Source organism: Kribbella sp. NPDC003505, from assembly GCF_040610875.1.
Lineage (GTDB): Bacteria > Actinomycetota > Actinomycetes > Propionibacteriales > Kribbellaceae > Kribbella.
Window position 1 is genome coordinate 53752 of the sequence record NZ_JBEXNA010000012.1, and the last position, 25454, is coordinate 79205.

28 protein-coding genes and 1 tRNA gene are annotated in these 25454 nt (G+C 69.6%); 19 read left to right on the forward strand and 10 right to left on the reverse strand.

The features are described 5' to 3' along the window. Nucleotides 1-12: 12 nt before the first annotated feature. The 3 genes from ABZX12_RS33235 to ABZX12_RS33245 are packed head-to-tail and all read right to left on the reverse strand — an operon-like array spanning nucleotide 13 to nucleotide 2852. Entirely contained in the window at nucleotides 13-612 is a 600-nt protein-coding gene (locus tag ABZX12_RS33235; RefSeq protein ID WP_355699412.1) for a histidine phosphatase family protein, read from the reverse strand. After that, nucleotides 579-1613 carry an adenosine deaminase gene (locus tag ABZX12_RS33240; protein ID WP_355699413.1) on the reverse strand — a complete coding sequence of 345 codons (1035 nt, stop codon included), beginning with the start codon at nucleotides 1611-1613 and terminating at the stop codon, nucleotides 579-581. The genes ABZX12_RS33235 and ABZX12_RS33240 overlap by 34 nt, the downstream gene beginning before the upstream one ends. A gap of 45 nt (nucleotides 1614-1658) precedes the next feature. Beyond that, nucleotides 1659-2852, reverse strand: coding sequence for a pyridoxal phosphate-dependent aminotransferase (locus ABZX12_RS33245; RefSeq protein WP_355699414.1), 1194 nt, complete (start codon nucleotides 2850-2852; stop codon nucleotides 1659-1661). A 280-nt stretch (nucleotides 2853-3132) separates the two neighbouring features. Between ABZX12_RS33245 and ABZX12_RS33250 the strand changes: the two genes are divergently transcribed. The 5 genes from ABZX12_RS33250 (at nucleotide 3133) to rplA (ending at nucleotide 6018) form a co-directional block, all read left to right on the forward strand. Next, nucleotides 3133-3205, forward strand: a tRNA-Trp gene (locus tag ABZX12_RS33250). Between the two features lie 55 nt (nucleotides 3206-3260). Further along, nucleotides 3261-3503 (forward strand): preprotein translocase subunit SecE, encoded by a 243-nt coding sequence (gene secE, locus ABZX12_RS33255; protein ID WP_130384685.1) that lies wholly within the window; start codon nucleotides 3261-3263, stop codon nucleotides 3501-3503. A 388-nt stretch (nucleotides 3504-3891) separates the two neighbouring features. After that, nucleotides 3892-4773 (forward strand): transcription termination/antitermination protein NusG, encoded by an 882-nt coding sequence (gene nusG, locus ABZX12_RS33260; RefSeq protein ID WP_355699644.1) that lies wholly within the window; start codon nucleotides 3892-3894, stop codon nucleotides 4771-4773. 12 nt (nucleotides 4774-4785) lie between these two features. Further along, on the forward strand, nucleotides 4786-5217 hold the full coding sequence (gene rplK / locus ABZX12_RS33265; RefSeq protein ID WP_355699415.1) for a 50S ribosomal protein L11: 432 nt from the start codon (nucleotides 4786-4788) through the stop codon (nucleotides 5215-5217). 78 nt (nucleotides 5218-5295) lie between these two features. Next, a complete protein-coding gene (rplA, locus tag ABZX12_RS33270; protein ID WP_355699416.1) occupies nucleotides 5296-6018 on the forward strand; it encodes a 50S ribosomal protein L1 in 723 nt (240 codons plus the stop codon). Between the two features lie 246 nt (nucleotides 6019-6264). Here rplA and ABZX12_RS33275 read toward each other — a convergent pair whose 3' ends face one another. Beyond that, a complete protein-coding gene (locus ABZX12_RS33275) occupies nucleotides 6265-7104 on the reverse strand; it encodes a formyltransferase family protein (RefSeq protein WP_355699417.1) in 840 nt (279 codons plus the stop codon). Continuing rightward, on the reverse strand, nucleotides 7101-8144 hold the full coding sequence (locus tag ABZX12_RS33280) for an alpha-hydroxy acid oxidase (protein ID WP_355699418.1): 1044 nt from the start codon (nucleotides 8142-8144) through the stop codon (nucleotides 7101-7103). The genes ABZX12_RS33275 and ABZX12_RS33280 overlap by 4 nt, the downstream gene beginning before the upstream one ends. A 227-nt stretch (nucleotides 8145-8371) precedes the next feature. On the opposite strand from ABZX12_RS33280, the gene ABZX12_RS33285 reads away from it, so the two are divergent. Beyond that, nucleotides 8372-9490 (forward strand): hypothetical protein, encoded by a 1119-nt coding sequence (locus ABZX12_RS33285; RefSeq protein WP_355699419.1) that lies wholly within the window; start codon nucleotides 8372-8374, stop codon nucleotides 9488-9490. Here the strand turns inward: ABZX12_RS33285 and ABZX12_RS33290 are convergent. Then, nucleotides 9480-9995: a hypothetical protein gene (locus ABZX12_RS33290; RefSeq protein ID WP_355699420.1), complete on the reverse strand. Its 516-nt coding sequence runs from the start codon at nucleotides 9993-9995 to the stop codon at nucleotides 9480-9482. The genes ABZX12_RS33285 and ABZX12_RS33290 overlap by 11 nt on opposite strands. A gap of 166 nt (nucleotides 9996-10161) precedes the next feature. Here ABZX12_RS33290 and ABZX12_RS33295 point away from each other — a divergent pair, with 166 nt between their 5' ends. Genes ABZX12_RS33295 through ABZX12_RS33305 form a run of 3 tightly spaced genes read left to right on the forward strand, consistent with a single transcriptional unit; the run spans nucleotide 10162 to nucleotide 12807 of the window. Next, on the forward strand, nucleotides 10162-11439 hold the full coding sequence (locus tag ABZX12_RS33295; protein WP_355699421.1) for a sensor domain-containing protein: 1278 nt from the start codon (nucleotides 10162-10164) through the stop codon (nucleotides 11437-11439). 25 nt (nucleotides 11440-11464) lie between these two features. After that, entirely contained in the window at nucleotides 11465-12109 is a 645-nt protein-coding gene (locus ABZX12_RS33300) for a response regulator transcription factor (protein WP_355699645.1), read from the forward strand. Further along, nucleotides 12109-12807, forward strand: a complete 699-nt coding sequence (locus ABZX12_RS33305; RefSeq protein ID WP_355699422.1) for a DUF4097 family beta strand repeat-containing protein — start codon at nucleotides 12109-12111, stop codon at nucleotides 12805-12807. Before ABZX12_RS33300 ends, ABZX12_RS33305 begins: the two co-directional genes overlap by 1 nt. 40 nt (nucleotides 12808-12847) lie before the next feature. On the opposite strand, the gene ABZX12_RS33310 is transcribed toward ABZX12_RS33305, so the two are convergent. From ABZX12_RS33310 to ABZX12_RS33320, 3 genes are read right to left on the reverse strand one after another with little or no spacing between them, the layout of a single operon-like run. Then, nucleotides 12848-13480 (reverse strand): bifunctional 4-hydroxy-2-oxoglutarate aldolase/2-dehydro-3-deoxy-phosphogluconate aldolase, encoded by a 633-nt coding sequence (locus tag ABZX12_RS33310; RefSeq protein ID WP_355699423.1) that lies wholly within the window; start codon nucleotides 13478-13480, stop codon nucleotides 12848-12850. Further along, nucleotides 13477-15090, reverse strand: coding sequence for a D-aminoacylase (locus ABZX12_RS33315; RefSeq protein ID WP_355699424.1), 1614 nt, complete (start codon nucleotides 15088-15090; stop codon nucleotides 13477-13479). Before ABZX12_RS33315 ends, ABZX12_RS33310 begins: the two co-directional genes overlap by 4 nt. Nucleotide 15091: 1 nt before the next feature. Then, the gene (locus tag ABZX12_RS33320) at nucleotides 15092-16396 is read right to left on the reverse strand and encodes an amino acid deaminase (protein ID WP_355699425.1); all 1305 of its coding nucleotides are present in this window, start codon (nucleotides 16394-16396) and stop codon (nucleotides 15092-15094) included. Between the two features lie 132 nt (nucleotides 16397-16528). Here ABZX12_RS33320 and ABZX12_RS33325 point away from each other — a divergent pair, with 132 nt between their 5' ends. From ABZX12_RS33325 to ABZX12_RS33335, 3 genes are read left to right on the forward strand one after another with little or no spacing between them, the layout of a single operon-like run. Further along, nucleotides 16529-17494 carry a sugar kinase gene (locus tag ABZX12_RS33325; protein ID WP_355699426.1) on the forward strand — a complete coding sequence of 322 codons (966 nt, stop codon included), beginning with the start codon at nucleotides 16529-16531 and terminating at the stop codon, nucleotides 17492-17494. Then, nucleotides 17491-18225: an IclR family transcriptional regulator gene (locus ABZX12_RS33330; RefSeq protein WP_355699427.1), complete on the forward strand. Its 735-nt coding sequence runs from the start codon at nucleotides 17491-17493 to the stop codon at nucleotides 18223-18225. Before ABZX12_RS33325 ends, ABZX12_RS33330 begins: the two co-directional genes overlap by 4 nt. Before the next feature lie 19 nt (nucleotides 18226-18244). After that, on the forward strand, nucleotides 18245-18649 hold the full coding sequence (locus tag ABZX12_RS33335; RefSeq protein WP_355699428.1) for a RidA family protein: 405 nt from the start codon (nucleotides 18245-18247) through the stop codon (nucleotides 18647-18649). Here the strand turns inward: ABZX12_RS33335 and ABZX12_RS33340 are convergent. Further along, a complete protein-coding gene (locus ABZX12_RS33340) occupies nucleotides 18646-19248 on the reverse strand; it encodes an SMI1/KNR4 family protein (protein WP_355699429.1) in 603 nt (200 codons plus the stop codon). The two genes, ABZX12_RS33335 and ABZX12_RS33340, sit on opposite strands and share 4 nt — an antisense overlap. 52 nt (nucleotides 19249-19300) lie before the next feature. Between ABZX12_RS33340 and ABZX12_RS33345 the strand changes: the two genes are divergently transcribed. The 7 genes from ABZX12_RS33345 (at nucleotide 19301) to ABZX12_RS33375 (ending at nucleotide 25347) form a co-directional block, all read left to right on the forward strand. Next, a complete protein-coding gene (locus tag ABZX12_RS33345) occupies nucleotides 19301-20110 on the forward strand; it encodes an IclR family transcriptional regulator (RefSeq protein WP_355699430.1) in 810 nt (269 codons plus the stop codon). After that, entirely contained in the window at nucleotides 20110-21285 is a 1176-nt protein-coding gene (locus ABZX12_RS33350) for an MFS transporter (protein WP_355699431.1), read from the forward strand. Before ABZX12_RS33345 ends, ABZX12_RS33350 begins: the two co-directional genes overlap by 1 nt. A 216-nt stretch (nucleotides 21286-21501) precedes the next feature. Then, complete coding sequence (gene rplJ, locus ABZX12_RS33355) at nucleotides 21502-22122, forward strand: 50S ribosomal protein L10 (RefSeq protein WP_355699432.1); 621 nt, start codon at nucleotides 21502-21504, stop codon at nucleotides 22120-22122. Nucleotides 22123-22185: 63 nt separating this feature from the next. Then, nucleotides 22186-22575, forward strand: a complete 390-nt coding sequence (rplL, locus tag ABZX12_RS33360) for a 50S ribosomal protein L7/L12 (protein ID WP_134107138.1) — start codon at nucleotides 22186-22188, stop codon at nucleotides 22573-22575. 222 nt (nucleotides 22576-22797) lie between these two features. Further along, nucleotides 22798-23745 carry an ABC transporter ATP-binding protein gene (locus ABZX12_RS33365; RefSeq protein WP_355699433.1) on the forward strand — a complete coding sequence of 316 codons (948 nt, stop codon included), beginning with the start codon at nucleotides 22798-22800 and terminating at the stop codon, nucleotides 23743-23745. Then, complete coding sequence (locus tag ABZX12_RS33370; protein WP_355699434.1) at nucleotides 23742-24515, forward strand: ABC transporter permease; 774 nt, start codon at nucleotides 23742-23744, stop codon at nucleotides 24513-24515. The genes ABZX12_RS33365 and ABZX12_RS33370 overlap by 4 nt, the downstream gene beginning before the upstream one ends. 13 nt (nucleotides 24516-24528) lie before the next feature. After that, nucleotides 24529-25347: an ABC transporter permease gene (locus ABZX12_RS33375; protein ID WP_355699646.1), complete on the forward strand. Its 819-nt coding sequence runs from the start codon at nucleotides 24529-24531 to the stop codon at nucleotides 25345-25347. Nucleotides 25348-25454 lie beyond the last annotated feature (107 nt).

A 25454-nucleotide genomic window follows, 5' to 3' on the forward strand; every position in this document is an offset into this window, starting at 1 on the left:
CGCAACCGGCACTTATCCGGAACTCGACAACCGTTCGACCGCGCCGCCCGCGTCCACCCGATAAACCACGTCCGATGGCTGCCGGGTGCCGAGCGCATCCGGTACGCCGAGCTGCCGCAACAGCATCCGCCCGACCATCTCGTGCGACACCACCAACGGCCGCCGCGCACCCCTGCGCCCGATCTCCTCCAGGACCTGCGCCGCGCGCACCTCGCCGTCCGCATAGCTCTCACCACCCGGAAACCGGTACGTGTACTTCTGTTGCTCCCGCGCCTCCCGCTGCGCCGGCCACCGCGCATCGATCTCCGCGGAGCCGAGCCCCGACCACGCCCCGTGGTCGATCTCCGCCAGATCGTCGACGACGCTCACCTCCAGCCCGAGCCGCGCCGCGATGATCGAGGCCGTCGCCCGCGCCCGTCCGAGCGGGCTGGCGAAGACGGCAGCGATGCCTTCACCGCTCAGCAGGACACCGTTGCGGCGGGCCTGCTCGACGCCGAGCGGCGTGAGGGGCGAGTCGAGCCGGCCCTGGCGGCGACCCGCCACGTTCCACTCGGTCTGACCGTGCCGAGCCAGGAAGGTCAGACCGGGACCGTGGCGGGAGCTCCGAGCCATTCGTCGATTTCGGTGAGGAGGGTCTTCTGGACCTCGGGCGGGGCGGTGGAGGCGAGGACCGAGGCGCGGGCCAGATCGGCCAGCTCCGCGTCGGTGAAGCCGTGGACGGCGCGGGCGGTCTCGTACTGCTCGGCGAGGCGGGAGCCGAAGAGCAGCGGGTCGTCGGCGCCGAGCGCGATCCGGGCGCCCGCCTCGTACAGCGCGCGGAGGGGGACGTCCTCGGGGCGGCGGTAGACGCCGAGCGAGACGTTCGAGGCGGGGCAGACCTCGAGGGCGATCTGCGCGTCGACGATGCGCTTCAGCAGGTCGGGGTCCTCGACGGAGCGGACGCCGTGGCCGATGCGGCCCGCGCCGAGCTCGTCCAGGCAGGTGCGCACGGTGGCCGGACCGCACAGCTCGCCGCCGTGCGGTGCCGCGAGCAGCCCGGCGCTCCGCGCGATGCGGAACGCCGGCTCGAACTCGGACGTCGTCCCGCGGCGCTCGTCGTTCGACAGGCCGAACCCGACCACGCCGCGTCCGACGTACTGCGTCGCGAGCCGGGCCAGTGTCCGGGCGTCGAGCGGATGCCGCGTCCGGTTCGCGGCGATCACCACCTGTACGGCGATGCCGGTCGACGCGGCCGCGTCGCGGGCGGCGTCGAGCACCAGGTCGGTGAACTCGGTGATGCCGTGGAAGCGGTTCGCGTATCCGGACGGGTCGACCTGGATCTCCAGCCAGCGCGAGCCGTCGGCCCGGTCGTCCTCGGCCGCCTCACGGACCAGGCGCCGGACGTCGTCCTCGGTCCGCAGCACCGAGCGGGCGATGTCGTACAGCCGCTGGAACCGGAACCAGCCGCGCTCGTCCGCCGCCGACAACTCCGGCGGCCAGTCGGTCCGCAGCGCGTCCGGCAGCCGCACGCCGTGCTTGTCCGCCAGCTCGACCAGCGTCAAGTGCCGCATCGACCCGGAGAAGTGCAGATGCAGGTGCGTTTTCGGCAGCACCCGCAGATCCCGCTGCGTCATTACCGAAGGTTACCGAGGCCCTACCCGACCGGCGAAATCCGCCGGTCAGCCGAGCAGCTTGGCGATCCGGCCGAGGCCCTCGACCAGGTCGTCGTCGCCGAGCGCGTAGGACAGCCGCAGGTACCCGGGCGCGCCGAACGCCTCACCCGGCACGACCGCCACCTCGACCTCGTCGAGGATCAGGTCGGCCAGCTCGGCCGACGTGGCCGGCGTACGCCCGTTGATCTCCTTGCCGAGGACGCCCTTGACCGATGGGTACGCGTAGAAGGCGCCGGTCGGCTCCGGGCACTCGACACCGGGGATCTCGTTGAGCATCCGGACCATGGTCCGGCGGCGCCGGTCGAACGCGACCTTCATCTCGTCCACCGCGCTCAGGTCGCCCGAGACCGCCGCGAGCGCGGCCCGCTGGGCCACGTTGCACACATTCGACGTCTGGTGCGACTGCAGGTTGGTCGCGGCCTTGATCACGTCCTTCGGGCCGATCATCCAGCCGACCCGCCAGCCGGTCATCGCGTACGTCTTCGCGACCCCGTTCAAGACGACGGTGCGGTCGGCCAGCTCCGGTACGGCGACCGGGACCGAGGTCGCCCGGACGTCGCCGTACGTCAGGTGCTCGTAGATCTCGTCGGTGACCACCCACAGGTCGTGCTCGAGCGCCCAGCGGCCGATCGCCTCGATCGCCTCCGGGGTGTCGACCGCGCCGGTCGGGTTGCTCGGCGAGCAGAGCAGCAGGACCTTGGTCCGCTCCGTCCGGGCGGCCTCGAGCTGCTCGACGGTGACGCAGTAGTTCTGCGACTCGTCGGCGAGCACCTCGACCGGCACCCCGCCGGCCAGCCGGATCGCCTCCGGGTACGTCGTCCAGTACGGCGCGGGGAGCAGCACCTCGTCACCTGGGTCGAGCAGCGTCGCGAACGCGTTGTACACCGCGTGCTTGCCGCCGTTCGTGACCAGGACCTGGGAGGGCTCGATCTCGTAGCCGGAGTCCCGCTTGGTCTTGTCGGCGATCGCCTGCTTGAGCTCCGGCAGACCGCCGGCCGGGCTGTACCGGTGGTTCTTCGGATCCCGCGCCGCCGCGACCGCGGCCTCGACGATGTAGTCCGGCGTCGGGAAGTCCGGCTCGCCCGCGCCGAACCCGATCACCGGACGCCCGGCCGCCTTGAGCGCCTTCGCCTTGCTGTCGACCGCCAGCGTCGCCGATTCACTGATGGCGCCGATCCGCGCCGAGATCCTGGAACCCATACCGCCCATCCTGGCACCACGCCGGACGGCGTCGCGCCCGGGTTTCAGGGGATGGGCCGGGGAACGCGCCGGGGGTGCTGTGCGTTGGGACCATCTGGAGGCTGTATGGTTCTGACCGCGGTGCGGCGCCCGGTGGGTGGTCGTACGGGAAAAGGACCAGGTCGAGGCTGAGTTCGACCAGGTGGCTCCGACCCCGTACACTTCTCTAGGTCCGGGCGTTGGTGGCCCTGATCCGGCATGCCCGAGATCAGGTCCGACGCGGCGTCCGGATGGATTGCAGAGGGCACTAGCTCAACTGGCAGAGCATCGGTCTCCAAAACCGAAGGTTGGGGGTTCAAGTCCCTCGTGCCCTGCAAATCCTGACCGGCGCAGGGCCGGTCAGGCCGCCGCTAGCGAAAGAGGTAGGTCGTGACGGAGACGCGCACCCCGGCACCGTCCGGCGCCGGCAAGCCTGCGGAAGGCAAGCAGGGCAGGGGCCTGCTGCGCTTCTACCGCCAGGTGGTTGCCGAGCTCCGCAAGGTCGTCTGGCCGACCCGCAAGCAGCTCTCCACCTACTTCGTGGTCGTCCTGACCTTCGTGGTGTTCGTCATCGCGATCGTCTCGGTCCTCGACCTCGCCTTCGGCTGGGCGATGTTCAAGATCTTCGGCTGAGGCCGCCCATCACGATCCGCACCGTAGGTCCCGGGCTCCTGACCCGACCCGAAGCAGACAAGACCCCGATCCACAGATGACGGAGTACGACGTGTCCGAGCGCGACGACGAGGTCCTCGACTACGAGGACGAGTTCGACGTATCCGACTCCGACGACGACCTCGATTTCGACGAGAACGCCACCGACGACGACCTCTTCGGTGACGACGACGATGACGACGACCCGTTCGCGGACCTCGACGCGGACGAGGACGCGGACGACGAGGACGACGACGACGAGTACTCCGCCGACGACGAGTACGAGACGCCGCGGGCGGACGCCGACGAGTCCGACGACGAGCCGGTCGTGGTGGTCCCGGCCGCCGACGAGGCCGAGGACGCCGAGGTCGTGACCGCCGACGACGTAGAGGAAGCCGCCGAGGAGCTGGCCGACGAGACCGCGGAGACCGCGCCGCTGAGCACCGCCGAGGTGCCGGCCGCCGACGACGAGGTCGTCTTCTCCAGCGGCGACGAGGACTCCGACGCGGACTCCGGCGACGACGAGTCCGACGACGACGCGGACGTCGAGGCGCTGGCGGTAGCCGCCGCCGCGACCGAGGACGACGAGGACGACGACGCGGAGGTCGCGGAGGCGGAGCCCGAGGAGCCGGGCGACCCGCTCGAGGAGCTGCGCACCCGGCTGCGGTCGCAGATCGGCGACTGGTACGTCGTGCACACGTACTCAGGGATGGAGAACCGGGTCAAGGGCAACCTGGAGAACCGGATCAACTCCCTGAACATGGAGGACTACATCTTCGAGATCATCGTGCCGACCGAGGAGGTCGCCGAGATCAAGAACGGGCAGCGCCGGATGGTGAAGCGCACGGTGCTCCCCGGCTACGTGCTGGTCCGGATGGACCTGACCGACGAGTCCTGGTCGACCGTGCGGCACACGCCGTCGGTGACCGGCTTCGTCGGGAACAGCCAGAAGCCGGTCCCGCTCAGCCTCGAAGAGGTGGAGAAGATGCTCGCTCCGGCCGTCGTGGCGGCGGCCGAGGCGGCGGCAGCCGAAGCCGGCGCCGCACCCGCCAAGACCGCGGCCAAGAAGAAGGTCGAGGTCGCCGACTTCGGTGTCGGAGACTCGGTCATGGTGGTCGACGGGCCGTTCGCGACCCTGCACGCCACAGTCACGGAGATCAACGCCGAGGCCCAGCGGATCAAGGCCCTGGTGGAGATCTTCGGCCGGGAGACCCCGGTGGAACTCAGCTTCAACCAGATCCAGAAAGTCTAAGGACCCGACAGAATGCCTCCCAAGAAGAAGATCGCTGCCCTGGTCAAGGTGCAGCTCCAGGCCGGTGCCGCGACGCCGGCACCGCCGGTCGGTACCGCGCTCGGTCCGCACGGCGTCAACATCATGGAGTTCTGCAAGGCGTACAACGCCCAGACGGAGTCCATGCGCGGCAACGTCGTACCGGTCGAGATCACGATCTACGAAGACCGTTCCTTCACCTTCGTCACCAAGACGCCGCCGGCGCCGGAGATGATCAAGAAGGCCGCCGGTCTGCAGAAGGGCTCGCCGGTCCCGCACAAGGACAAGGTCGGCAAGATCACCAAGGACCAGGTCCGCGAGATCGCCACCACCAAGATGCCGGACCTGAACGCCCGCGACATCGACGCCGCGATGAAGATCATCGAGGGCACGGCGCGCTCCATGGGCGTCACCGTCGACGGCTGATCGCACCCCAACTTTTCGTGAAGTAGTGGCAGGGCGAAGCGCCGCCCGGAGACCACACCCCAGAGAGGAACAGCAGTAATGGCACAGCGCAGCAAGGCTTACCGCGCCGCCGCGGAGAAGATCGACTTCGATCACCTGTACACGCCGCTGGAGGCGATCCGGCTGGCCAAGGACGCCGCCGGCAGCAAGAAGTTCAACTCCACCGTGGACGTCGCGATGCGTCTCGGGGTCGACCCCCGCAAGGCCGACCAGATGGTGCGCGGCACCGTCAACCTTCCGCACGGCACTGGCAAGACGGCACGGGTCCTCGTCTTCGCCACCGGTGAGAAGGCCGAGCAGGCGAAGGCCGCCGGCGCCGACTTCGTGGGCGACGACGACATGATCAAGAAGGTGACCGACGGCTGGCTCGACTTCGACGCGGTCGTCGCCACCCCTGACCTGATGGGCAAGGTCGGCCGCCTCGGTCGCGTCCTCGGCCCGCGTGGTCTGATGCCGAACCCGAAGACGGGGACGGTCACCCCGGACGTGACCAAGGCCGTGTCCGACATCAAGGGCGGCAAGATCGAGTTCCGGGTCGACCGGCACGCGAACCTGCACTTCATCATCGGCAAGGCGTCGTTCGACGAGGCCCAGCTGGTGGAGAACTACAGCGCCGCGCTCGAGGAGATCCTCCGGCTGAAGCCGGCCAGCTCGAAGGGCCGCTACATCAAGAAGACGGTCTTCTCCACCACGATGGGGCCGGGCGTCCAGGTTGACCCCAACCTGAGCCGCAACCTCACCGAGGAGTCGGCCGAGGCCTGAGCCTCGCATCTTCATCAGAATGCCCCCGGGATCACCCGGGGGCATTTCTGTTGCCCCCGCGGATTCGCCTCGGCTCCTGCGGAGCTGCCCGCCGGTGCCGTCCCGCTGATCCGGCGCCGCCCGGTCGCGGCTGCGCCGAGTCGTGGCGAATGGTCGAGGCTCGAAACTGCGAGTCGTGGATTGTGGCTCTTCTGAGCCGCCAATTATCACGACTCGACGGGCCCGCCGTCGGTGGCGGCTGGGTGGTCAGGCGCGGGTCAGGCGGAGGGGAGTGTCGGCGGTTTGGATCGTCCAGCCGTCGGGGTGGTACTCGAGGACGGTGCCTGGCTCGGCGGAGCTGCTGACGTCCGCGGGATCTGTGCGGGTGATGAGATGGGTGGCGCCGTCGAGCTCGAGCTCGGCGGTGGGGGCGGTGACGTTGAGGGCGGCGGCCTTGCGGCGGATCACCCTGGACGGCTCGGTCGGGTCGAGGAGGCGTTCGGCGTCGGTGAAGAACGGCGCTTCGGACGCCGCGGACGGGTCTTGCGGTTCGCCGGGATCGCCGGCGACGAGCCGCGGAACAGCCTCGTCGAGGCATTCGCTGAGCAGCGTGCGCCAGGACTGCATGAGCCCGGTGCCGTTCAGGTCGTCGGGCAGCGGCGCGATGCGCTGGGCGAGGATCGCGCCGGTGTCGAACTCGGCGGCGGTCCGGTGCACCGTGGCCCCGACCCGCTCGTCACCTTCGTAGATCAGCCGCTGCGGTGTCGGCCCGCGGCCGGCGGGCAGCGGTGACGGGTGGCAGTTGACCGCGCCGTACGTCGGGATGTCGAGGATCTCGCCCGGAATCAGGCGGGGAAACGCGGCCGAGATGATCACATCGGGCTGCAGCGCGGCGATCACCGGCGCAGCCACCGTGCGGAGTTTGCGGGTGATCAGCACGTTCGTGCTCTCCGGCAGCCCTGCGACCATCGGGTGGGAGGCGCCGTACCTGCTGGTTTCCGGGAGCGTCACCACCAGCACCACCTCGTGACCGTTGCGCTCGGCGAACTCGTGCACGAGCCGGAAACCCGGCAGGAACGCGTTCAGGCCGACGATGCGCAAGCTCATCTCGGCCCCGCCGACGTGACGAGGTCCGGTGTCAGCGACGACGGCGACGAGACGCCGACCAGCCGCAAGGTGTGGTCGAGCTCCTCGGCAAGGTCGGACAGCAGCCGGGTGACGCCGCCGGACGAGCCGACTGTGAGGGCCCACAGCGCGGGACGGCCGACGAAGACCGCGCGGGCGCCGAGCGCGAGGGCGGCGAGGATGTGCTCGCCCCGGCGGATACCGCCGTCGACGTACACCTCGAGGTTGCTTCCGGCGACGGCCTCGGCCACTTCGGGCAGGGCCTGTGCGGTGGCGACGGAGCCGTCGAGCTGACGGCCGCCGTGGTTCGAGACGATGATGCCGGCGGCTCCCGCGTCCGCGCAGCGCTTCGCGTCGTCGCCGCGCAGCACCCCCTTGACGACCACGGGCAGGCCGGTGCGCCCGGCGAGCCAGCCGATCACGTCGGGGTTCAGATCGTCGGCTTTTGCGAGGTCGTCGTCCGTCCAGTCGCCGTCGGGGAGGTTGGCCAGCAGGTGGCCCGGCTGCGCCAGATCCCAGACCGTCTCGCCTTCGTCCTCCTTGCGCCCGACGACCGGAGTGTCGACGGTGAGCACGATCGCCCGCGCCCCGGCGGCGACCGCGGCGTCGAGCATCCTGAGCGTGATCTCCCGATTGCGTACGACGTAGATCTGCAGCCACCACGGGACACCTGTCGCGCCGAGCTCGGCGAACGTCGTGCCGGCGTTGCTGGAGACACCGAGGACCGATCCCGCCGCGTTGACGCCGCGCGCCATCGCGAGCTCGCCGTCGGGGTCGGCCATCCGCTGCATCGTCGACGGCGCGATCAGGATGGGCGCGTCGACGGGGGTGCCGAGCACCGTCGTACCCAAAGAGATGGTGGACACGTCGTTCAGCACGTGTGGACGGAACCGGAACGACGACCAGGCGACGGTGGCCTCGCCGACACTGACTCCGCCGGCCGAGCCCTGCCGGAAGTAGCGGTGCACGGCCTCCGGCAACTTCCCGGCGGCCGCGCCTTCCAGGGTGTCGATCCATCGCATGCGGCCCATCGTCGCACCCGCCGGTTCCGCGGCCGGTGCGTAATTCCGCGGCGCGGCTGGGAGCCGCCCGGTACGATGGGACACATGACGCAGCACGGGCGGCGATTTCTGCGCCCCGGCCGGCACGACGGTGCCGACGGGGTGAGCTGCTGCTGCGCTCTCTCCTGAGGTGACCGCGGCCGACCGGGGTGGACCCCCGTCGAGACCGTCATCCTGGAGAGAAACCCATGTCTGTCCTCACCGTTGAAGAACTGCATTCTGCCCTCGCGCTGCGCGATCTCACCGATCCGGCCCAGGGGCCACACGCGGTCCAGCTCGTCGTCGACTCGATCCGCACCGCACTCGGCGCGGCCTGGCCGTACACCGAGATCTGGACCCGCCGCGATCATCCCGCCGTCTCGCTGGCCGACAACTACGACAACCTGGGCTACGCCACCGACGCGGTGACCCGGGAGGCTCGCTACACGCGGTACGTGTCGGCGAACGAGGTGCTGCGCAGTCACACGTCGGCGATGATCCCGCCCGCGCTGCGGGAGCTCGCCGCGTCGGAGTCGTCCGACGTGCTGATGATCTGTGCCGGCATCTGTTACCGCCGGGACTCGGTCGACTGGCAGCACACCGGTACGCCGCATCAGCTCGACCTGTGGCGGCTCAGCCGGAATGTGACGCTGGGAGAGCCGGAGCTGGAGGACATGATTGCCCGGCTGGTCGACACCGTCCTGCCCGGGCAGACCTACCGCACCGTGCCGGCGGTCCACCCGTACACGATCCACGGGCGTCAGATCGACGTCCTGCTGGACGATCAGTGGATCGAGATCGGTGAGTGCGGGGTCGCGGCGCCGCACGTCCTGCGGATGGCCGGGCTCGACGACAGCTGGACCGGACTCGCGATGGGGCCGGGGCTGGACCGGCTGCTGATGCTCCGCAAGGGGATCCGGGACATCCGGTTGCTCCGCTCGACGGATCCGCGGGTGGCGGGGCAGATGCTGGACCTGCTGCCCTACAAGGCGGTCTCGTCGATGCCGCCGGTCCGGCGCGACCTGTCCGTCGTGGTGAACGAGGGCACGGACGTGTCGGCGGAGGTGCTCGGCGACAAGGTGCGCGCCGCGCTCGGGGCGGATGCCGATGCCGCGGAGTCGCTGGAGGTGCTGGGCGAAACGTCGTACGACGACTTGCCGGCGAGTGCCCGTGAGCGTCTCCGGATGAGCCAGGGGCAACGCAATCTCCTGGTCCGGCTGGTCCTTCGCCCGGTGGATCGCACGCTCACCGACGCGGAGGCCAATGTCCTGCGGGACAAGGTCTACCGAGCCTTGCACGAGGGCCCCGTCCTGGAGCTCATCGTCTGAGTTCACGGGCGGCGACCACGAAGGCGCAGACGGCGAGTGGCAGCTCCAGGAGGAGAGCCTCCGTCAGCGAGAGGGTGCGGTCGAAGCCGGCGGCCGCCGTGCTCACGTCGAACCAGGCGTCGGCCGTGAGCAGTGTCCCGGCGGCCATCGCGGTCAGAGCGGCGTACTTGCTGCGTTTGTGCAGCAGGTACGCCGTGAGGCCGGCGGCGATCGCGGTGGCGCAGTCGAGCCCGATCCAGGTGAGCTTCCAGTGGCTCGCTTGGTACGTGCTCGGCAGTGTGGCGGCGAGAATCAGGCACCAGGGCAGCAGCACCGCCGCCGTCCCGGCCGCGACCAGAGCGGCCAGGCCGCCGGGTGAGCGGCGGGGGCGGATCCGGCCGTCCAGCCGCCCCTCGGCGATGTAGTCGTCGAGCGCCTCGGCCACGCGGTCGTCGATCGCGTCCCCGAGCCGTCCGTCCATGGCCCGGCCGAGGTCGCCGGGGCTGCTGATCGCTGTCGTCGTCATGCCTTCGAGAATCCGCGTTTCGGCTGTTCCGCACAGTGCGGTCAGCCCACGAATGCGGGTGGGGATAACCCCCGGTCGGATCCGTGGGTTGTCCTCATGCCGCTCGGCCGGGCCGACCACGTAAGTTGTGACGGCAAGCAGGCGCTGACACGGGGAGGTGGTCCGGATGACGGTTGCTGCGAGTCCGGTCCCCCGGACGCCCTGGCGGCTCTGGCGCTCGCCGTACTTGTGGCTGGCAACCATTCACCTGCTCGGCGACGCGGTCGTTGTGCTCACGTCCGGATTCCTCGTGCTGATCGCGGTCGCGGTCGCGATCCTCGCCTGGCCACTTGCGTACGTCGGCCTTCCGCTGACCGTCGGCGCGAATCGGCTCGTCTACGCGGTCGGCGGGTGGGAGCGGGCGCGTGCGCGGATCACTCGCGGCCAGGAGATCCTGCCGCTGGTGCCACCGCCTCCGACCGGATCCCGGATCGGCGACGCCCGGGCGGCAGTGGCAGACATCGGTCTGTGGCGGCAGCTGCTGTACTACGCGTTGCTGTTGCTGCTGGCAATGGTATGGATCCCGGCGATCGTGTTCGCATGGTCGGTTCCGCCGGTGCTGGTCACGCTGCCGGTGTACTACTCGGCGTTCGCCGCGTCGCAGGCGCAGCTCGGGCCGTTCGTGATCGACACGATGACGAAGGCGTCGGTCGTGGCGGCGATCGGTGTGTTGCTCCTGCTGGTCGTGTCGCCGGTGCTGATGCGGGCTGCGTCGGCTCTGGACGGGGAGCTCGCGCGGTCGTTGCTCGGGCGCTCGGAGACCGGCGCCCTCGCGGAGCGCGTCAACCAGCTCGTGACGAGCCGCCAACAGGTTGTCGACTCGGTGGAGGCCGAGAGGCGCCGGATGGAGCGGGATCTGCACGACGGTGCGCAGCTGCGGCTGGTCTCGCTGGCCATGACGCTCGGCCGGGCGAAGAACCGGCTCGGGGACAGGGAGCCGACGGTGCGGGCGATGATCGAGACGGCGCACTCGGAGGCGATGCAGGCGATCACCGAGATCCGTGACCTGACCCGGGGGCTGCATCCCCCGGTGCTGACCGATCGCGGGCTGGACGCGGCGCTGTCGGGAGTGGCGGTGCGGTCGCCGGTGCCGATCCGGCTGCGCGTCGACGTCCAGCCCAGGCCGTCGCTGACGATCGAGGCGCTCGCGTACTTCGTCGTGACCGAGGCGCTGGCCAACGTGGCCAAGCACGCTGCCGCCGCCTTTGCGGAGGTGGTGGTGCGGCGGGAAGGAGACATCTTGCTGGTCGATATTCGGGACGACGGTCAGGGTGGGGCCGACCCGGCCAAAGGGAGCGGGTTGCGCGGGCTGTCCGACCGGGTGGCCGGTGTGGACGGACGACTGATCGTGCACAGTCCGCCCGGTCGCGGGACCGTCCTGATCGCGGAGCTGCCCTGTGGCTGAGGACATGGCTGAGGAGACCGACCGGATACGCGTGGTGATCGCCGAGGATTCGGTGCTGCTGCGGGAAGGCATCGTGCGACTGCTCGAGGAGGAGGACTGCGTCGTCGTGGCGGCGGTCGGCGACGGCGACGCGCTCCTGAAGGCGGTCGAGGCGCATCGGCCGCAGGTGTGCGTGGTCGACGTACGGATGCCGCCGACGTTCACCGACGAGGGACTGCGGGCCGCGCTGGTGATCCGCGGGCAGTATCCGGAGGTCGGCGTGCTCGTGCTGTCGCAGTACGTCGAGGAGCGGTACGCGAGCGAGCTGATCGGCGGGAACCCCGGCGGCGTCGGGTATCTGCTGAAGGACCGGGTCGCCGACGTCGACCAGTTCATCGAGGGGCTGCGCCGGGTCGCGGGCGGCGGCGCGGCGCTGGATCCGGAGGTGATCTCCCAGTTGCTGGTGCGATCGCGCAAGGAGGATCCGCTCGCGGTGCTGAGCCCGCGGGAACAGGACGTTCTCCGCGCCATGGCGGAAGGCAGGTCGAACGCCGGCATCGCGAGGGCGCTGGTCGTCGGCGAGGGAGCGATCGAGAAGCACATCAGCAGCATCTTCCAGAAGCTGCGGCTGGCGCCGACCGACGGCGAGCACCGCCGGGTGCTCGCCGTGCTGAAGTACCTGGAGACCTGATGCAGCTGACGAAGGCCCAGCGGACGATGCTGCTCCTCGGACTGGTGCCGCTCCTGGCGCTGCTGGTGGGCGGCGTGGCTGTGACGGTCGGGACGATCCGGGGAAAGCTGGGCTACAACTTCGCGACCGAGTTCGCGGCGCCGGCGCAGGGCGTGCGGATCGCGTCCGATGTGCCGACGCAGGTGCAGGCGAGCGTGGACGGGAAGGTCCACGTCACCGTCAGCGGGTCGTACGCGGCGGCCAAGCCGGACATCAGGATCTCGCCGATGGCCGGCGTGACGACCATCGGGGCTCGGTGCCCCGATGTTCACTGCCATGTGGACCTGACGGTCGAGGTGCCGGCCGAGGCCGCCGTGGAGGCCAAGGTCGAGCGGGTGGCGCTGGAGGTGGCCGGAGTCGCGTCGCCGCTGACGCTGGACGCGACCGGGGGCTCGGTGAATCTGGCGCGGGTGCGCAGTCCGGACGTCTCGGTCAACGTCCGGGGCGGGTCGATCACGCTGTTCTTCGACAATCCACCGGATCGGGTCCGGGCGACCGCGAGCGACGGGTCCATCACGGTGCAGGTCCCGCGGACGGTGTCGTACGGGATCGACGCGGTCGCTGCGCAGGGCTCGACGGATCTCAGCGTCCCCAACGACCAGTCAGCCACCCACCAGTTGTACCTACGCACCCGCTACGGCAGCATCACCGTGCAGTAAGACCATGCAGTAAGACCGTGCAGTAAGACCGTGCAACAGGTCAGAGGGCTGCACAGAAAGTCTTGGCCTTGCCGGTGATGGATTCCCAGTTGGCAGCGGCCACGTCGGCGGGGGAGACGACGTCGGTGCCCGCGCTGACGGCGAGGGCGCCGGCCGCCAGGAAGTCGTGGGCGTTGGTCGCGTTGACGCCGCCGGACGGGATCAGCGGGACGCCGGGGAACGGGCCGTTGAGGTCCTTGAAGTACTTCGGGCCCAGGGCGTGCGCCGGGAAGATCTTCACCGCCGCCGAGCCCAGCGCCAGCGCGGTCATCACCTCGGACGGAGTGAAGGCGCCGAGGACAACGGGGATGCCTGCGGCGTGCGCGGCATCGGCGATCGCTGCGGCCTCGGGACCTTGGCCGGGCGTCACGAGGAACTGCGCGCCGGCGTTGATCGCCTGCGTGGCCTGGTCGGCGGTCTGCACCGTACCGGCGCCGACGACCGCGCCGGTGTCGGCGGCCGTGGAGGCAGCGCGTTCCAGGTGCCGGGGGAGGTCAGGCGTGGTGTAGGTGAGCTCGACGACGTGGATGCCGCCCGCGACCAGCGCGGCGCACAGGTCACGGGCGTCGGAGATCTCCGGCGCCCGGACGACGGTCAGGACCCGATCGGCGCGGAGCAGCTCCAGGGTGTTCACAACAGGTTCCTCTCAGACGGCGCAGGGATGGGAGTACGGCGGATCGCGCGGCCGGGGACGGCGGCGGTTCGGTGCGAGTCGTCGATGACGGGGACGCCGTTGACGAACACGTACGGGATGCCTTCGGCCTGCCGGCGCGGCTCGGGGAACGTGGCGGCGTCCCGCACGGTGGCCGGGTCGAACAGGACCAGGTCGGCGGCGTACCCCTCCCGCACCAGGCCGCGATCCGGAAGCCGGAGCCGGCGGGCGGCGCGGCCGGTGAGGTGGTGGACGCAGTCGGCGAGGTCGAGGACGCCGAGCTCGCGGACGTAGTGGGCGAGGTACCGCGGGAACGTGCCCCACGACCGCGGATGCGGCTTCCCGCCGACCAGGATCCCGTCCGAGCCGCCCGTGTGCGACGGGTGCCGCATGATCGCGCGCACGTTCTCCTCGTGGCCCACGTGCTGCAGGATCGAGGTGGCGAGGTCGTCGGCCAGCAGGATCTCGAAGAAGACGTCCGCGGCCGGCTTCCCGGTGCGCTGCGCGAGAGCCGCGACGGTCCGGCCGACCGCGCCGGACAGCGCGGGGTTGCGGACGCCGCCGATCTCGATCGTGTCCCATTCGACGACGCAGCCGTGGCAGCCGTCGGACCCGACCTGCTCCAGCTCGTACGTGATGCGTTCACGCGCGGACGGATCGCGGAGCCGCGCGAGCAGCGCGTCCGGCCCGCCCTCGGCCGTCCAGCTCGGCAGGATCGCGGCCAGGGTGGTCGCCCCAGGCAGGTACGGATAGGTGTCGGTGGTGACGTCGACCCCGGAGGCCAGCGCCTTGTCGATCATCGCGACCAGCTCGTCGCCGCGGCCGGCGTTCGGGGCGAAGTTCATCACCGCGTGGGTCAGGTGCAGCGCACACCCGGAGCGGCGCGCCACCTCGACCATCTCGCCGTACGCCTCCAGCGCGCCCTTCCCGTAGGAGCGCTGATGTGGCGCGTAGTAGCCGCCGTACGACGCGAGGACCTCGCACAGCGCAACCAGCTCGTCCGTGCTCGCGAACATGCCCGGTGTGTACGTCAGACCGCTGCTCATCCCGACCGCGCCCTCGCGCAGGCCGTCGGCGAGCAGCTGCTGCATCCGCGCGAGCTCGGCACCGGTCGCCGGACGGTTGGAGGTCCCAACGACCATCATGCGCAGCGTGCCCTGCGGGACCAGGTACGCCGCGTTGCACGCGATGCCCTGGTCGAGCCGGTCGAGGTACCCGGCGACCGTCGACCAGGAGAAGTCGAAGTCGTCCGGCTCCCCGTTCCAGCCGGCGATCTGGCGGCGGACGACGGCGCGCGTCGGGTCGTCGATCGGCGCGAAGGACAGGCCGTCCTGACCCAGCACCTCCAGCGTCACGCCCTGACTGACCTTGGCGGTGTGGTCGGGGTTGACGAGGATCTGCAGGTCCGAGTGCGAGTGCATGTCGATGAACCCGGGCGACAGCACCAGCCCGTCCGCGTCGATCGTCCGGTGCGCGGCCGGCAGGTCGTGGCCGATGGCGACGATCCGTCCGGCGTCGACCGCGACGTCGGCGTGGTACCCGGGGGAGCCCGAGCCGTCGACGACCAGCGCCCCCGTGATCAGCACACTCATGTCAGAAGAATGTCCGCACCAGGTCCACGACGACCGGATCCGCGGCGTCCGGGTCGTCGACGACCGGGATCAGGCCCCACTTGTCGAAGGCCGTGCAGGGATGGGACAACCCGACCCGCAGTTCGTCGCCGATCACCACCGGGACGGATTCGTCGAAGGTCAGGTAGCCGTGCTGGTCGTTCAGGTTCGTCACTTTCATGCCGCTGGCCGGCAGCACCGGCGCGCCGTCCGACCGCGGCCGGATCAGCTGCGGCTCGGGATAGTCCTGGTCGAACGGGAAGTCGCGGCGCCCGCCGTCGAAGATCGCCAGCCCCGGCTCGGGCTGCGACGTGATCCGCATCCATCCGTGCATCGCCGGCACCAACTGCTCGCCGTCCGTCCGCGGATGCTCGCCGAGCGGGGACACGCGCCGGTACAGCCCGTCGTCGTGGGTGATGTACGCGCCGGACCGCAGGACCACGCGGGCGCCTTCGCCGGCTTCCGCGGCGAGGACCTTCGCGACCTGCTCGAAGTACTGGCTGCCGCCCGCGCTGACCACCGGCACGATGTCGTCGTCGTACAGCGGCCGCAGCCGGTGGTGGACGCCGGCGAGCTCGCGCAGGTACGCACGGACCTCCTCGAGGTTCTCCTCGTCGACGCCGTGACCGATCGCGCCCTCGTACCCGGCCACGCCGACGAGGCGCAACGTCGACGCGTCGGCGATCGCCTTGCCGACGGCCACTGCGGTCTCGGGATCCCGGGCGCCGGTCCGGCCGCCGATCCCGCCGACTTCGACCATCACGTCGAGCTTCCGCGCGTCCGGGCCGACGTACGCCGAGCGCGCCGCCTCCATCAGCTCGACCGTGTGGACCGAGTCGGCCCACACCATCACCTCGAACGACGGATCGGCCGCGAGCTCGTCGGCGATCCAGCGCAGCTGCAGCGGCGAGATCACCGCGTTCGCGATCAGAACCCGCTGCACGCCGTACGCGCGGGCGACGCCGAGCTGGAAGCCGTTGGCCAGCGTGATCGCCCAGGCGCCGGCGTCCAGCTGCATTGCCCAGAGCGCCGGCGCCATCGTGGTCTTGCCGTGCGGCGCGAGCTCCACGCCGTGGCGGACGCACCAGGCGGCGAGCGTGTCGACGTTGTGCCGCAGGCCGGGCGCGGACAGCGTCATCAGCGGAGTGGGGAGCTGCGAGAGCCGAGGCCTGCCGGCCAGCACCTCCGCGACGGTCCGGCCCCAGAAGGCGGGCGGCAGGGCCTTGTCCTGCCAGCTCACCTGCTGATCGGCGAGAGCGGCGACGGTGTCGGCATCGTAAGCAGGCATCAGACCCCCTGGGGTTCGGGATTGCAGAATACGCAACGCTCATTGCGTATTCTGACTCGTCGGTTGTAGCATCGCGGCCGAAGCCGCGTCAACGCCACACCTATCCCATCACCCCTCCGCCAAGGAGTGCCGATGCCCGAACCGCTCCCTGAGACGACCGCAATCTGCGTGGGCGAGGCGATGATCATGCTGGCCGGCGGACCCGGGCCGCTCGCCGACGTGGAGGTGTTCCGGCGGTCGGTCGGCGGGGCGGAGTGCAATGTGGCCGGTGGGCTCGCCGGGCTCGGTGTACCGACCGGCTGGATCTCACGGGTCGGCGACGACGGGTTCGGCCAGCATGTACTGCGGGATCTGCAGGCGCGAGGAGTCGACGTCGGCGGAGTGGAGCTGGATCCGGTCCGGCCGACGGCGCTCTACGTCAAGGAGTCCGAGAACGGCCGCTCCCGGATGCACTACTACCGGACCGGCTCCGCGGCTGCGGCCATGCAGCCCAGCTTCCTGGATCGGCCCGAGGTCAGCGGGCGACTGCAGCAGGCCAAGCTTGTGCACACCACCGGGATCACCGCCGCGATCTCCACCTCCAGTGCGGACATGCTGGAGCGGCTGGCGACCGAGCCGCGTGAGTACCTGCTCAGCGTCGACTTGAACTGGCGGCCGGCGCTGTGGCGTGATCGGGACCCCGCACCGTTGTGGCGGTTGCTGAAGGCGGCCGACATCGTGCTGATCGGGGCTGATGAGGCTGAGGTCTTCGCCGGTACGGGGGATCCGGATGTGTTGTACGAGCAGCTGCAGACGCCTGTCCTCGTGGTGAAGAACGATGCGCATTCCGCGATCGCGTTCGAGGGTGGGGCCCGTACTGAGGTCCCAGCCCTGTCCGTAGAAGTGGTCGAGACGGTCGGGGCAGGTGACGCGTTTGCTGCCGGGTTCTTAGCGGGGACGTTGCAGGGTTTGTCGATGGTGGAACGGCTCCGGCTGGGGCATTTGAATGCTGCTGCCGTGCTGACAGCGCCGGAGGACCACGCGCCGCCGCCGGCCGCGGCCGAGCGGGAGCGGTTGCTCAAGGCGTCGGACGAGCAGTGGGCGGCGACCAAGGTATGAGTCAGAGCCTCGGCAGGGCGCTGCAGATCCTCACCAGTCTCGGCGAGGGTGAGAGGTCGCTGGACCAGCTCGCGGTCGAGCTAGGCGTTCACAAGACGACGGTGCTCCGGCTGCTCCGCACCATGGAGGCCGAGCGGTTCGTACGTCGGGATGCCCAGCACAGGTACAGCCTGGGCTCGCGGCTGTTCGCGCTCGCCGACGTCGCGCGCGAGCAACACGTCGTACGGCAGGTTGCCGCACCGCATCTGCGGGAGCTGAACCAGAAGACCGGGCAGACGGTTCACCTGGCCGCCTGGGAGAACGGTGAGGTCATCTACATCGACAAGCTCGACAGTGTGCGCTCGGTACGCATGTACTCGCAGGTCGGCGTACCAGCGGCTCTGCACTGCACCGCGGTCGGAAAGGTCCTGCTGGCGGCGCAACCCAAGCGGCAGCGAGAGGCGGTCCTCCAGTCGCTGGACTACAAGGCGTTCACGCCGAACACCATCACGGACGCGGACCGGTTGCGGGACGAGCTGCAGGTGACCACGGAGCGCGGCTGGGCGCAGGACAAGGCGGAGCACGAGTCGTTCATCAACTGCATCGGTGCACCGCTCACCGACAGCACGGGCCGCGTTGTCGGGGCCGTGTCGTTGTCGGTGCCCGACGTACTGCTGAACTATGAGCAGCTACTCGAGCTGCTGCCAGACCTGCTCGCGACCGCCAGAGCGATCAGTGCCGACTACAACTAACTGAGAGGTGTCAGACCTGATGTCCGACAAGACCGCAGTCTCCACCACCGACGCGCCGCCGCCGATGCCGGTGTTCTCGCAGGGCGTCCGCAAGGGCAACATCCTGCAGGTGTCCGGCCAGGGCTCGGTCGACCCGGCCAGCGGCGACTTCGTGTTCGCCGGTGACGTGAAGGGTCAGACCACCCGGGTGCTGCAGAACATCGAGGCGATCCTGAAGGCCGGCGGCGGGAGCATCGACGACGTGGTGATGCTGCGCGTCTACCTCACCGAGCGCGACAACTTCGCCGCGATGAACGAGGCGTACGACGAGTTCGTGTCGGCCCGCACGCCGAGCGGCGTGCTGCCGTCGCGCACCACCGTGTTCACCGGCCTGCCGCTGCCCGACATGCTTGTCGAGATCGACGCGCTGGCCGTCCTGAGCTAGTTCTGCACCGGTGCCCGGACCAGCGGTTCGCCGTTGACGGCCTGCTGGTCCGGGCCCCGATCCCACCACAGCTCCTGGTGGACGGTGAGGTACGGGTACCAGCCGTTGACACCGGTGCCGTGGTGCAAGGAGTGCACCACTTCCGCGAGGTACGACGCGAGGCTCGGCCAGGATGCCGTGAAGTCGCCGGCTCCGTCGTGAAGCGCCATGCCCAGGCGTCCCCGTGCCGGGCCCGGGCGCAGGTCGATGACCTGCAGGTCCCCGTCGCTGTCGGCCCACGGGATCCAGGCCGGATGCCAGTACGGCTCCGAGGCCGGCGGGTGGACGGTGAACCCGTCGTACTCCGCGGCCAGGTCCATCCGCAGCTGCCAGTTCACGGCGATCTCGGAGGCGCTCGACGGGAGCGCCTCCGGCAACAGGTTGGCCCATGACGTCACGCCGTTGTGGCAGCTCAGCGATTCGACCAGCTCAGGCGGCAGTTCGACCGCGTCGCCTTTGAGTTCTGCGCCGGTGGCCGGGGGTGCGAGGACGTCGTACGTCGCGGGAGCGTGCCGGGCGAGCCAGTGGTCGATCCGGCCCCAAGAGGCGGTGATGCTCACCCGCTGGACACTACATCGACAAGCTTCCCGTATCGCGGGATATGGTTTCACAATGCAGGAAACGCGCGGTTCGGTGCAGTCGATCGACCGCGCTGTCGCGATCCTCCGGTGCTTCGACGCGCGGACACCGGACCTCGGGATCAGCGACCTGGCCCGGGCCACCGGCCTGTCCACGAGCACCGTGCACCGGCTGCTGCTGGCCATGCAGGAGAACGGGCTCGTCCGGCAGACCGCGCACCGCCGCTACGCGATCGGTCCGCTGGTCGTGCAACTGGCGCACAGCGGCGGGATCCCGGCCGGCCTGCGCGACGCTGCTCTGCCGGTGTTGCGTGCACTCCGCGATGCCACAGGGGAGACCGCGGCCGTGCACGAACTGCTCCCGTCAGGGCAGCGCGTCGTGCTCGATCAGGTCGAGAGCCACCACCAGTTGCGCCGTACTTACACGGAGTTCGGTCTCCCGGTGGCACTGCCGCTCGGTGCGCCGGGCAAGGCGCTGCTGGCATTCCTGCCGCTCGAGCAGCAGCAGGAGGTGCTGCAGGGCCCGCTGGAGCAGGTGCAACCGGCAACCATCACCGACCCGGAGGTGCTCGCGGAGCAGTTCACGGAGATCCGCCGGCGCGGTTATGCGATGTCGCGGACCGAGCGGACGCCGGGGATCTGCAGTGTGGCGGCACCGGTGTTCGGCTACTCCGGCTCGGTCGCCGGGTGTCTGAGTGTGTCCGGCCCCGAGATGCGGATGCCGGTCGAGCGGATGGAGGAGTTCGGGATGCGGGTCGCCGAGGCAGCCTGGTCGGTGTCGGAGCTGCTGGGAGCGACCCCGGCCGCCCGGGACCGCAGTACGGCGCTGGCCGGCGGCCGGTGATGCGCAGCCTCTGGAAGATCGCCCCCGCTGTCTATCTGCCCGCTCTGCTCTACGGAATCGGGCAGGGCGCCATCGCACCCGTGGTAGCGCTGTCTGCCACCCACTTGGGCGCGTCGGTCGCTGTGGCCGGCCTGGTCGTCGCTGCCGCCGGACTCGGCCAGGTGATCGGTGACATCCCGGCCGGCGCGCTCACCAACCGCATCGGCGAGCGCAGCGCGATGCTGGCTGCCACCGTCCTCGTTGCGCTGGCCCTGCTGGCCTGTCTGGTGGTCCCGACGGTCTGGGGACTCGCAGTGGCGATCGGCTGTACCGGTCTGGCCGGCGCGGTCTGGGGTCTTGCACGACAGGCCTATCTGAGTGAGGCAGTGCCGCTCGAGCTCAGGGCGCGGGCACTGTCCACGCTGGGCGGGGTACAGCGCATCGGCTCGTTCATCGGGCCGTTCCTCGGAGCGGGCGCGATGAAGTTCCTCGGTACCGACGGTGCGTACTGGGTGCACCTGGTGGCCGCCGTACTGGCCTGTGCGGTTCTGGTGGGCCTGCCAGACGTCGCCAACAGGCGCGGAAGAGGCCCGCTGGCCGCACAGTCCACGTGGGGCGTCATCCGCGATCACATCCCCGTACTGCGGACACTCGGCGTCGGAGCGTTGCTCGTCGGGGCCGTCCGGGCGTCGCGCCAGGTCGTGATCCCGCTGTGGGCGCAGCACATCGGACTGGATCCACAGACGACCAGTGTGATCTTCGGGCTGTCCGGAGCCGTCGACATGTTGCTGTTCTATCCGGCGGGATCCGTGATGGACCGGCTCGGCCGGAAGTGGGTCGCCGTACCGTCGATGATCGTGCTGGGGTTGGCGCATCTGCTGCTCCCGCTGACGCACACCACAGCCGCGCTGACCGCGGTCGCGCTGCTGATGGGGATCGGGAACGGCCTCGGCGCCGGCGTGATCATGACGCTCGGCGCGGACGCCTCACCGCCGGTGGGACGGGCCCAGTTCCTCGGCGCGTTCCGGCTGTTCGCCGACACCGGCAACGGCGCCGGACCACTGCTGCTGGCGGGGGCGACCGCGCTGCTCGGGCTCGGGCCGGCGATCGTGATCATGGCCGGTACAGGCTGGGCCGCGGCCACGGCGATGCACCGCTGGATCCCGCCGCATCCGAGGACGGAACGGCCCACGTGAACAACCGATTTGGCTAAACAGCTGTACACCAGGCACACTGTCTACTGCCGAAGACCGCTGGTTGCTGCCCTAGGTAGCTGAAGGTCCCACTCAGGTGGGCGGCCCGCGCAGGTGACTTGGAAGTGACACTGTATGTTTCACGCCCTTGCGCCTGCGCAGGGGCGATTTTCTTTGTTCAGGGGTCCGAGGCGTGGAAGCCGATAGAAGGAGACCCCCATGGCGAGGCCGGACAAGGCAGCCGCTGTCGCGGAGCTGACGGACGAGTTCCGTAGCTCCAACGGCGCCGTGCTGACCGAGTACCGCGGTCTCACCGTCGCGCAGCTGAAGCAACTTCGGACTGCGCTCGGTGACGACGTGAACTACGCCGTGGTGAAGAACACGCTGACCAAGATCGCGGCCAAGGACGCGGGTGTCGACTCGTTCGACTCGCTCCTCGAGGGCCCCTCGGCGATCGCCTTTATCAAGGGCGACCCGGTGGTTGCGGCCAAGGGACTGCGTGACTTCGCCAAGGCGAACCCCCTGCTCGTCATCAAGGGTGGAGTGCTGGACGGTAAGGCACTCGGCTCTGACGAGATCAGCAAGCTCGCTGACCTGGAGTCGCGTGAGGTTCTCCTCGCGAAGCTCGCAGGTGCGATGAAGGCGGCCCCGCAGCAAGCGGTGTCGCTGTTCGCTGCTCCGCTGTCGCAGGCCGCGCGCCTGTTCGCGGCGCTGCAGGAGAAGTTGCCGGCCGACGCCGCTCCGGCGGACGTCCAGGACACGGTGCAGGACACCGTCCAGGACACGGTCGAGGCACCTGCCGAGGCGAGCACCGAGGAGACCGCCGCAGCGGACAGCTGAGGCATCTCACCGCAACACCCCATCAGTGATCACCAAGCACCATCGTTAGGAAGGACCGCCATCATGGCGAAGCTCAGCACCGAAGAGCTCCTCGGCCAGTTCAAGGAACTGACCCTGCTGGAGCTGTCGGAGTTCGTTAAGGCGTTCGAGGAGGAGTTCGGCGTCACCGCCGCCGCCCCGGTCGCCGTTGCCGCCGCTCCGGCCGCCGGCGGGGGCGCCCCCGCCGAGGAGGCCGCCGAGCAGGACGAGTTCGACGTCGTCCTGGAGTCGGCCGGCGACAAGAAGATCCAGGTCATCAAGGAGGTGCGCGGTCTCACGAGCCTCGGCCTGAAGGAGGCCAAGGACCTCGTCGAGTCGGCCCCGAAGGCCGTCCTGGAGAAGGTCGACAAGGCTGCCGCGGAGAAGGCCAAGGAGGCCCTCGAGGGCGCCGGCGCCACCGTCACCCTCAAGTGACCTCGGTTACGCTCCGTCAAGGAGCGTAACGAATGTGTAGAGAAGGGCGGTCCCCACAAGGGGGCCGCCCTTCTGCTGTTACGTGATGGCTAGTATCGCAATCGTTTGACTTCCAGGGGTTACGCAAAACCGTACTCGTGCGTAACCTAGGCCACTGCTCCCTCGTTGGAACCACGTACTCGTCGGTTCGGGGCGGCCAGAACATTCCCGTGAGGAGGACCGGTGGGCGTCGAAGTCCGCGTCGAAGGTCTCACCAAGTCCTTCGGTAGCCAGCTGATCTGGGGCGACGTGTCCCTGACTCTGCCGGCCGGTGAGATCTGCGTGATGCTCGGCCCGTCCGGCACCGGCAAGTCGGTGTTCCTGAAGACGCTGATCGGTCTGATCAAGCCCGACCGGGGCCACGTCTGGATCGAGGGCACCGACATCGCCACCTGCAGCGAGCGTGAGCTGTACGACGTCCGCCGGTTGTTCGGCGTGCTGTTCCAGGACGGCGCGATGTTCGGCTCGATGAACCTCTACGACAACGTCGCGTTCCCGCTCCGCGAGCACACCAAGAAATCCGAGTCCGACATCCGCTCCATCGTGATGGAGAAGATGGAGATGGTCGGCCTGGTCGGCGCCGAGCGGAAGCTGCCCGGCGAGATCTCCGGCGGTATGCGCAAAAGAGCCGGCCTGGCCCGGGCGCTCGTCCTGGACCCCGAGATCCTGCTCGTCGACGAGCCCGACTCCGGCCTCGACCCGGTCCGTACGTCGTTCCTCAACCAGGTCATGATCGACCTGAACGAGGCGTTCGGCGCGACCTTCCTGATCGTCACCCACGACATCAACACCGCACGCACGGTGCCGGACAACATCGGCATGCTGTACCACCGGCACCTGGCGATGTTCGGCCCGCGGGAGATGCTGCTGTCCAGCGAGGAGCCGGTGATCCGGCAGTTCCTGAACGCGCAGATGATCGGCCCGATCGGCATGTCCGAGGAGAAGGACGCCGACGAGCTGGCCCGGGAGATCGGCCAGGAGCTGCCTCCGCTGCCGCCGATCCCGATCCAGCAGCTGCCCAGCAGCGGCATGCTCCGCCCGACCCAGCGCCCGCCGGGCGAATGGTGCCGTGAGAACGGCATCGTCCCCCCGCCCGGGTCGTTCGAGCAGAAGGCCGTGGGGGCGCGGTGACTGTTTCTGCGACCGCCCCGCTGAAGCACGCCGGTTCGCTCTTCGCTTTCGCTCTCGACACCGGCCGGGCGACGTTCCGGCGGCCGTTCCAGCTGAAGGAGTTCCTGCAGCAGGCCTGGTTCGTCGCGAGCGTCACGATCATTCCGACCGCGCTGGTCGCGATCCCGTTCGGTGCGGTGATCGCGCTGCAGGTCGGCGGCCTGATCAAGCAGTTCGGCGCGCAGGCGTTCACCGGTTCGGCCGCCGTGCTGGCCGTCGTGCGGGAGGCGTCGCCGATCGCGACCGCGCTGCTGATCGCGGGCGCCGGCGGTTCCGCGATCTGCGCGGACCTCGGCTCGCGGAAGATCCGCGAGGAGCTGGACGCGATGATGGTGCTCGGCATCGACCCGATCCAGCGGCTGGTGGTGCCGCGGGTACTGGCGACGATGCTGGTCGCGTTCTTCCTGAACGGCTTCGTCAGCGTTGTCGGCGTGATGGGCGGCTACGTCTTCAACGTCGTCCTCCAGGACGGGACACCCGGTAGCTACATCGCGAGCTTCACCGCGCTCGCGCACCTGCCCGACCTGTGGCAGGGGCAGGCGAAGGCGCTGGTCTTCGGGTTCATCGCCGCGGTCGTCGCGTCGTACAAGGGCTGCAACGCGGGCGGCGGCCCGAAGGGCGTCGGCGATGCCGTGAACCAGTCCGTCGTGATCACGTTCATGCTGCTGTTCGTCGCGAACTTCTCGATGACCGCGATCTACTTCCAGCTCGTCCCGCCGAAGGGGGCCTGACGTGTCGGCCCTCATGGACGTGCTGGTCAAGAAGCCGCTGAGCTCGCTCGACCACCTCGGTGAGCAGCTCGCCTTCTACATCAAGGCGCTGGCCTGGTCCGGCAAGTCCGTCACGCGGTACCGCAAGGAGATCTTCCGGCTGCTCGCCGAGGTCACGCTCGGCAGCGGCGCGCTCGCGGTGATCGGCGGCACGGTCGGCGTCATCACGTTCCTGGCGTTCTTCACCGGCACCGAGGTCGGCCTGCAGGGCTACTCGGCGCTGAACCAGATCGGCACCTCGGCCTTCGCCGGTTTCGTGTCGGCGTACATCAACACCCGCGAGATCGGGCCGCTGATCGCCGGGATCGCGCTCGCCGCGACCGTCGGCTGCGGCTTCACCGCGCAGCTCGGCGCGATGCGGATCAGCGAGGAGATCGACGCCCTCGAGGTGATGGCGATCCCGTCGCTGCCGTTCCTGGTCACCACCCGGATCATCGCCGGACTGATCGCGGTGATCCCGTTGTACGTCGTCGGCCTGCTCGCGTCGTACTTCGCGACCAGGCTCACCGTCACGACGTTCTACGGGCAGAGCACCGGCACGTACGACCATTACTTCCATCTGTTCCTGCCACCCGGAGACGTGCTCTGGTCGTTCGGCAAGGTGCTGGTGTTCGCGGTGCTGGTGATCCTGGTGCACTGCTACCACGGCTACCACGCGACCGGCGGTCCGGCGGGTGTGGGCGTGGCCGTCGGCCGCGCGGTCCGGACGTCGATCGTCGTGATCAACGTCGTCGACCTGCTGCTGTCGATGGCGATCTGGGGTACGACGACCACTGTGAGGTTGGCCGGATGACTCTACTGATTGCACGCCTCCGGCGCGCTGGGTCACGGGGCTGTGACTCCCGTCCTTCCCTCGTCGCTCCGGTCGCTGCGCTCCCTCCGCTCCTCAGTCCAGGACGG

Bases quoted from the DNA above. Each gene is read 5' to 3' on its own strand.
- rplA (WP_355699416.1), top strand. From the start codon at position 5,296: ATGGCACAGCGCAGCAAGGCTTACCGCGCCGCCGCGGAGAAGATCGAC.
- ABZX12_RS33245 (WP_355699414.1), bottom strand. From the start codon at position 2,852: ATGGGTTCCAGGATCTCGGCGCGGATCGGCGCCATCAGTGAATCGGCG.
- ABZX12_RS33280 (WP_355699418.1), bottom strand. From the start codon at position 8,144: ATGCGATGGATCGACACCCTGGAAGGCGCGGCCGCCGGGAAGTTGCCG.
- ABZX12_RS33345 (WP_355699430.1), top strand. From the start codon at position 19,301: ATGCAGGAAACGCGCGGTTCGGTGCAGTCGATCGACCGCGCTGTCGCG.
- ABZX12_RS33235 (WP_355699412.1), bottom strand. From the start codon at position 612: ATGGCTCGGAGCTCCCGCCACGGTCCCGGTCTGACCTTCCTGGCTCGG.
- ABZX12_RS33290 (WP_355699420.1), bottom strand. From the start codon at position 9,995: ATGACGACGACAGCGATCAGCAGCCCCGGCGACCTCGGCCGGGCCATG.
- ABZX12_RS33320 (WP_355699425.1), bottom strand. From the start codon at position 16,396: ATGCCTGCTTACGATGCCGACACCGTCGCCGCTCTCGCCGATCAGCAG.
- ABZX12_RS33305 (WP_355699422.1), top strand. From the start codon at position 12,109: ATGCAGCTGACGAAGGCCCAGCGGACGATGCTGCTCCTCGGACTGGTG.
- ABZX12_RS33285 (WP_355699419.1), top strand. From the start codon at position 8,372: ATGTCTGTCCTCACCGTTGAAGAACTGCATTCTGCCCTCGCGCTGCGC.
- ABZX12_RS33275 (WP_355699417.1), bottom strand. From the start codon at position 7,104: ATGAGCTTGCGCATCGTCGGCCTGAACGCGTTCCTGCCGGGTTTCCGG.
- ABZX12_RS33335 (WP_355699428.1), top strand. From the start codon at position 18,245: ATGTCCGACAAGACCGCAGTCTCCACCACCGACGCGCCGCCGCCGATG.
- ABZX12_RS33315 (WP_355699424.1), bottom strand. From the start codon at position 15,090: ATGAGTGTGCTGATCACGGGGGCGCTGGTCGTCGACGGCTCGGGCTCC.
- ABZX12_RS33350 (WP_355699431.1), top strand. From the start codon at position 20,110: ATGCGCAGCCTCTGGAAGATCGCCCCCGCTGTCTATCTGCCCGCTCTG.
- rplL (WP_134107138.1), top strand. From the start codon at position 22,186: ATGGCGAAGCTCAGCACCGAAGAGCTCCTCGGCCAGTTCAAGGAACTG.
- rplK (WP_355699415.1), top strand. From the start codon at position 4,786: ATGCCTCCCAAGAAGAAGATCGCTGCCCTGGTCAAGGTGCAGCTCCAG.
- ABZX12_RS33330 (WP_355699427.1), top strand. From the start codon at position 17,491: ATGAGTCAGAGCCTCGGCAGGGCGCTGCAGATCCTCACCAGTCTCGGC.
- rplJ (WP_355699432.1), top strand. From the start codon at position 21,502: ATGGCGAGGCCGGACAAGGCAGCCGCTGTCGCGGAGCTGACGGACGAG.
- ABZX12_RS33295 (WP_355699421.1), top strand. From the start codon at position 10,162: ATGACGGTTGCTGCGAGTCCGGTCCCCCGGACGCCCTGGCGGCTCTGG.
- ABZX12_RS33375 (WP_355699646.1), top strand. From the start codon at position 24,529: ATGGACGTGCTGGTCAAGAAGCCGCTGAGCTCGCTCGACCACCTCGGT.
- ABZX12_RS33325 (WP_355699426.1), top strand. From the start codon at position 16,529: ATGCCCGAACCGCTCCCTGAGACGACCGCAATCTGCGTGGGCGAGGCG.
- ABZX12_RS33240 (WP_355699413.1), bottom strand. From the start codon at position 1,613: ATGACGCAGCGGGATCTGCGGGTGCTGCCGAAAACGCACCTGCATCTG.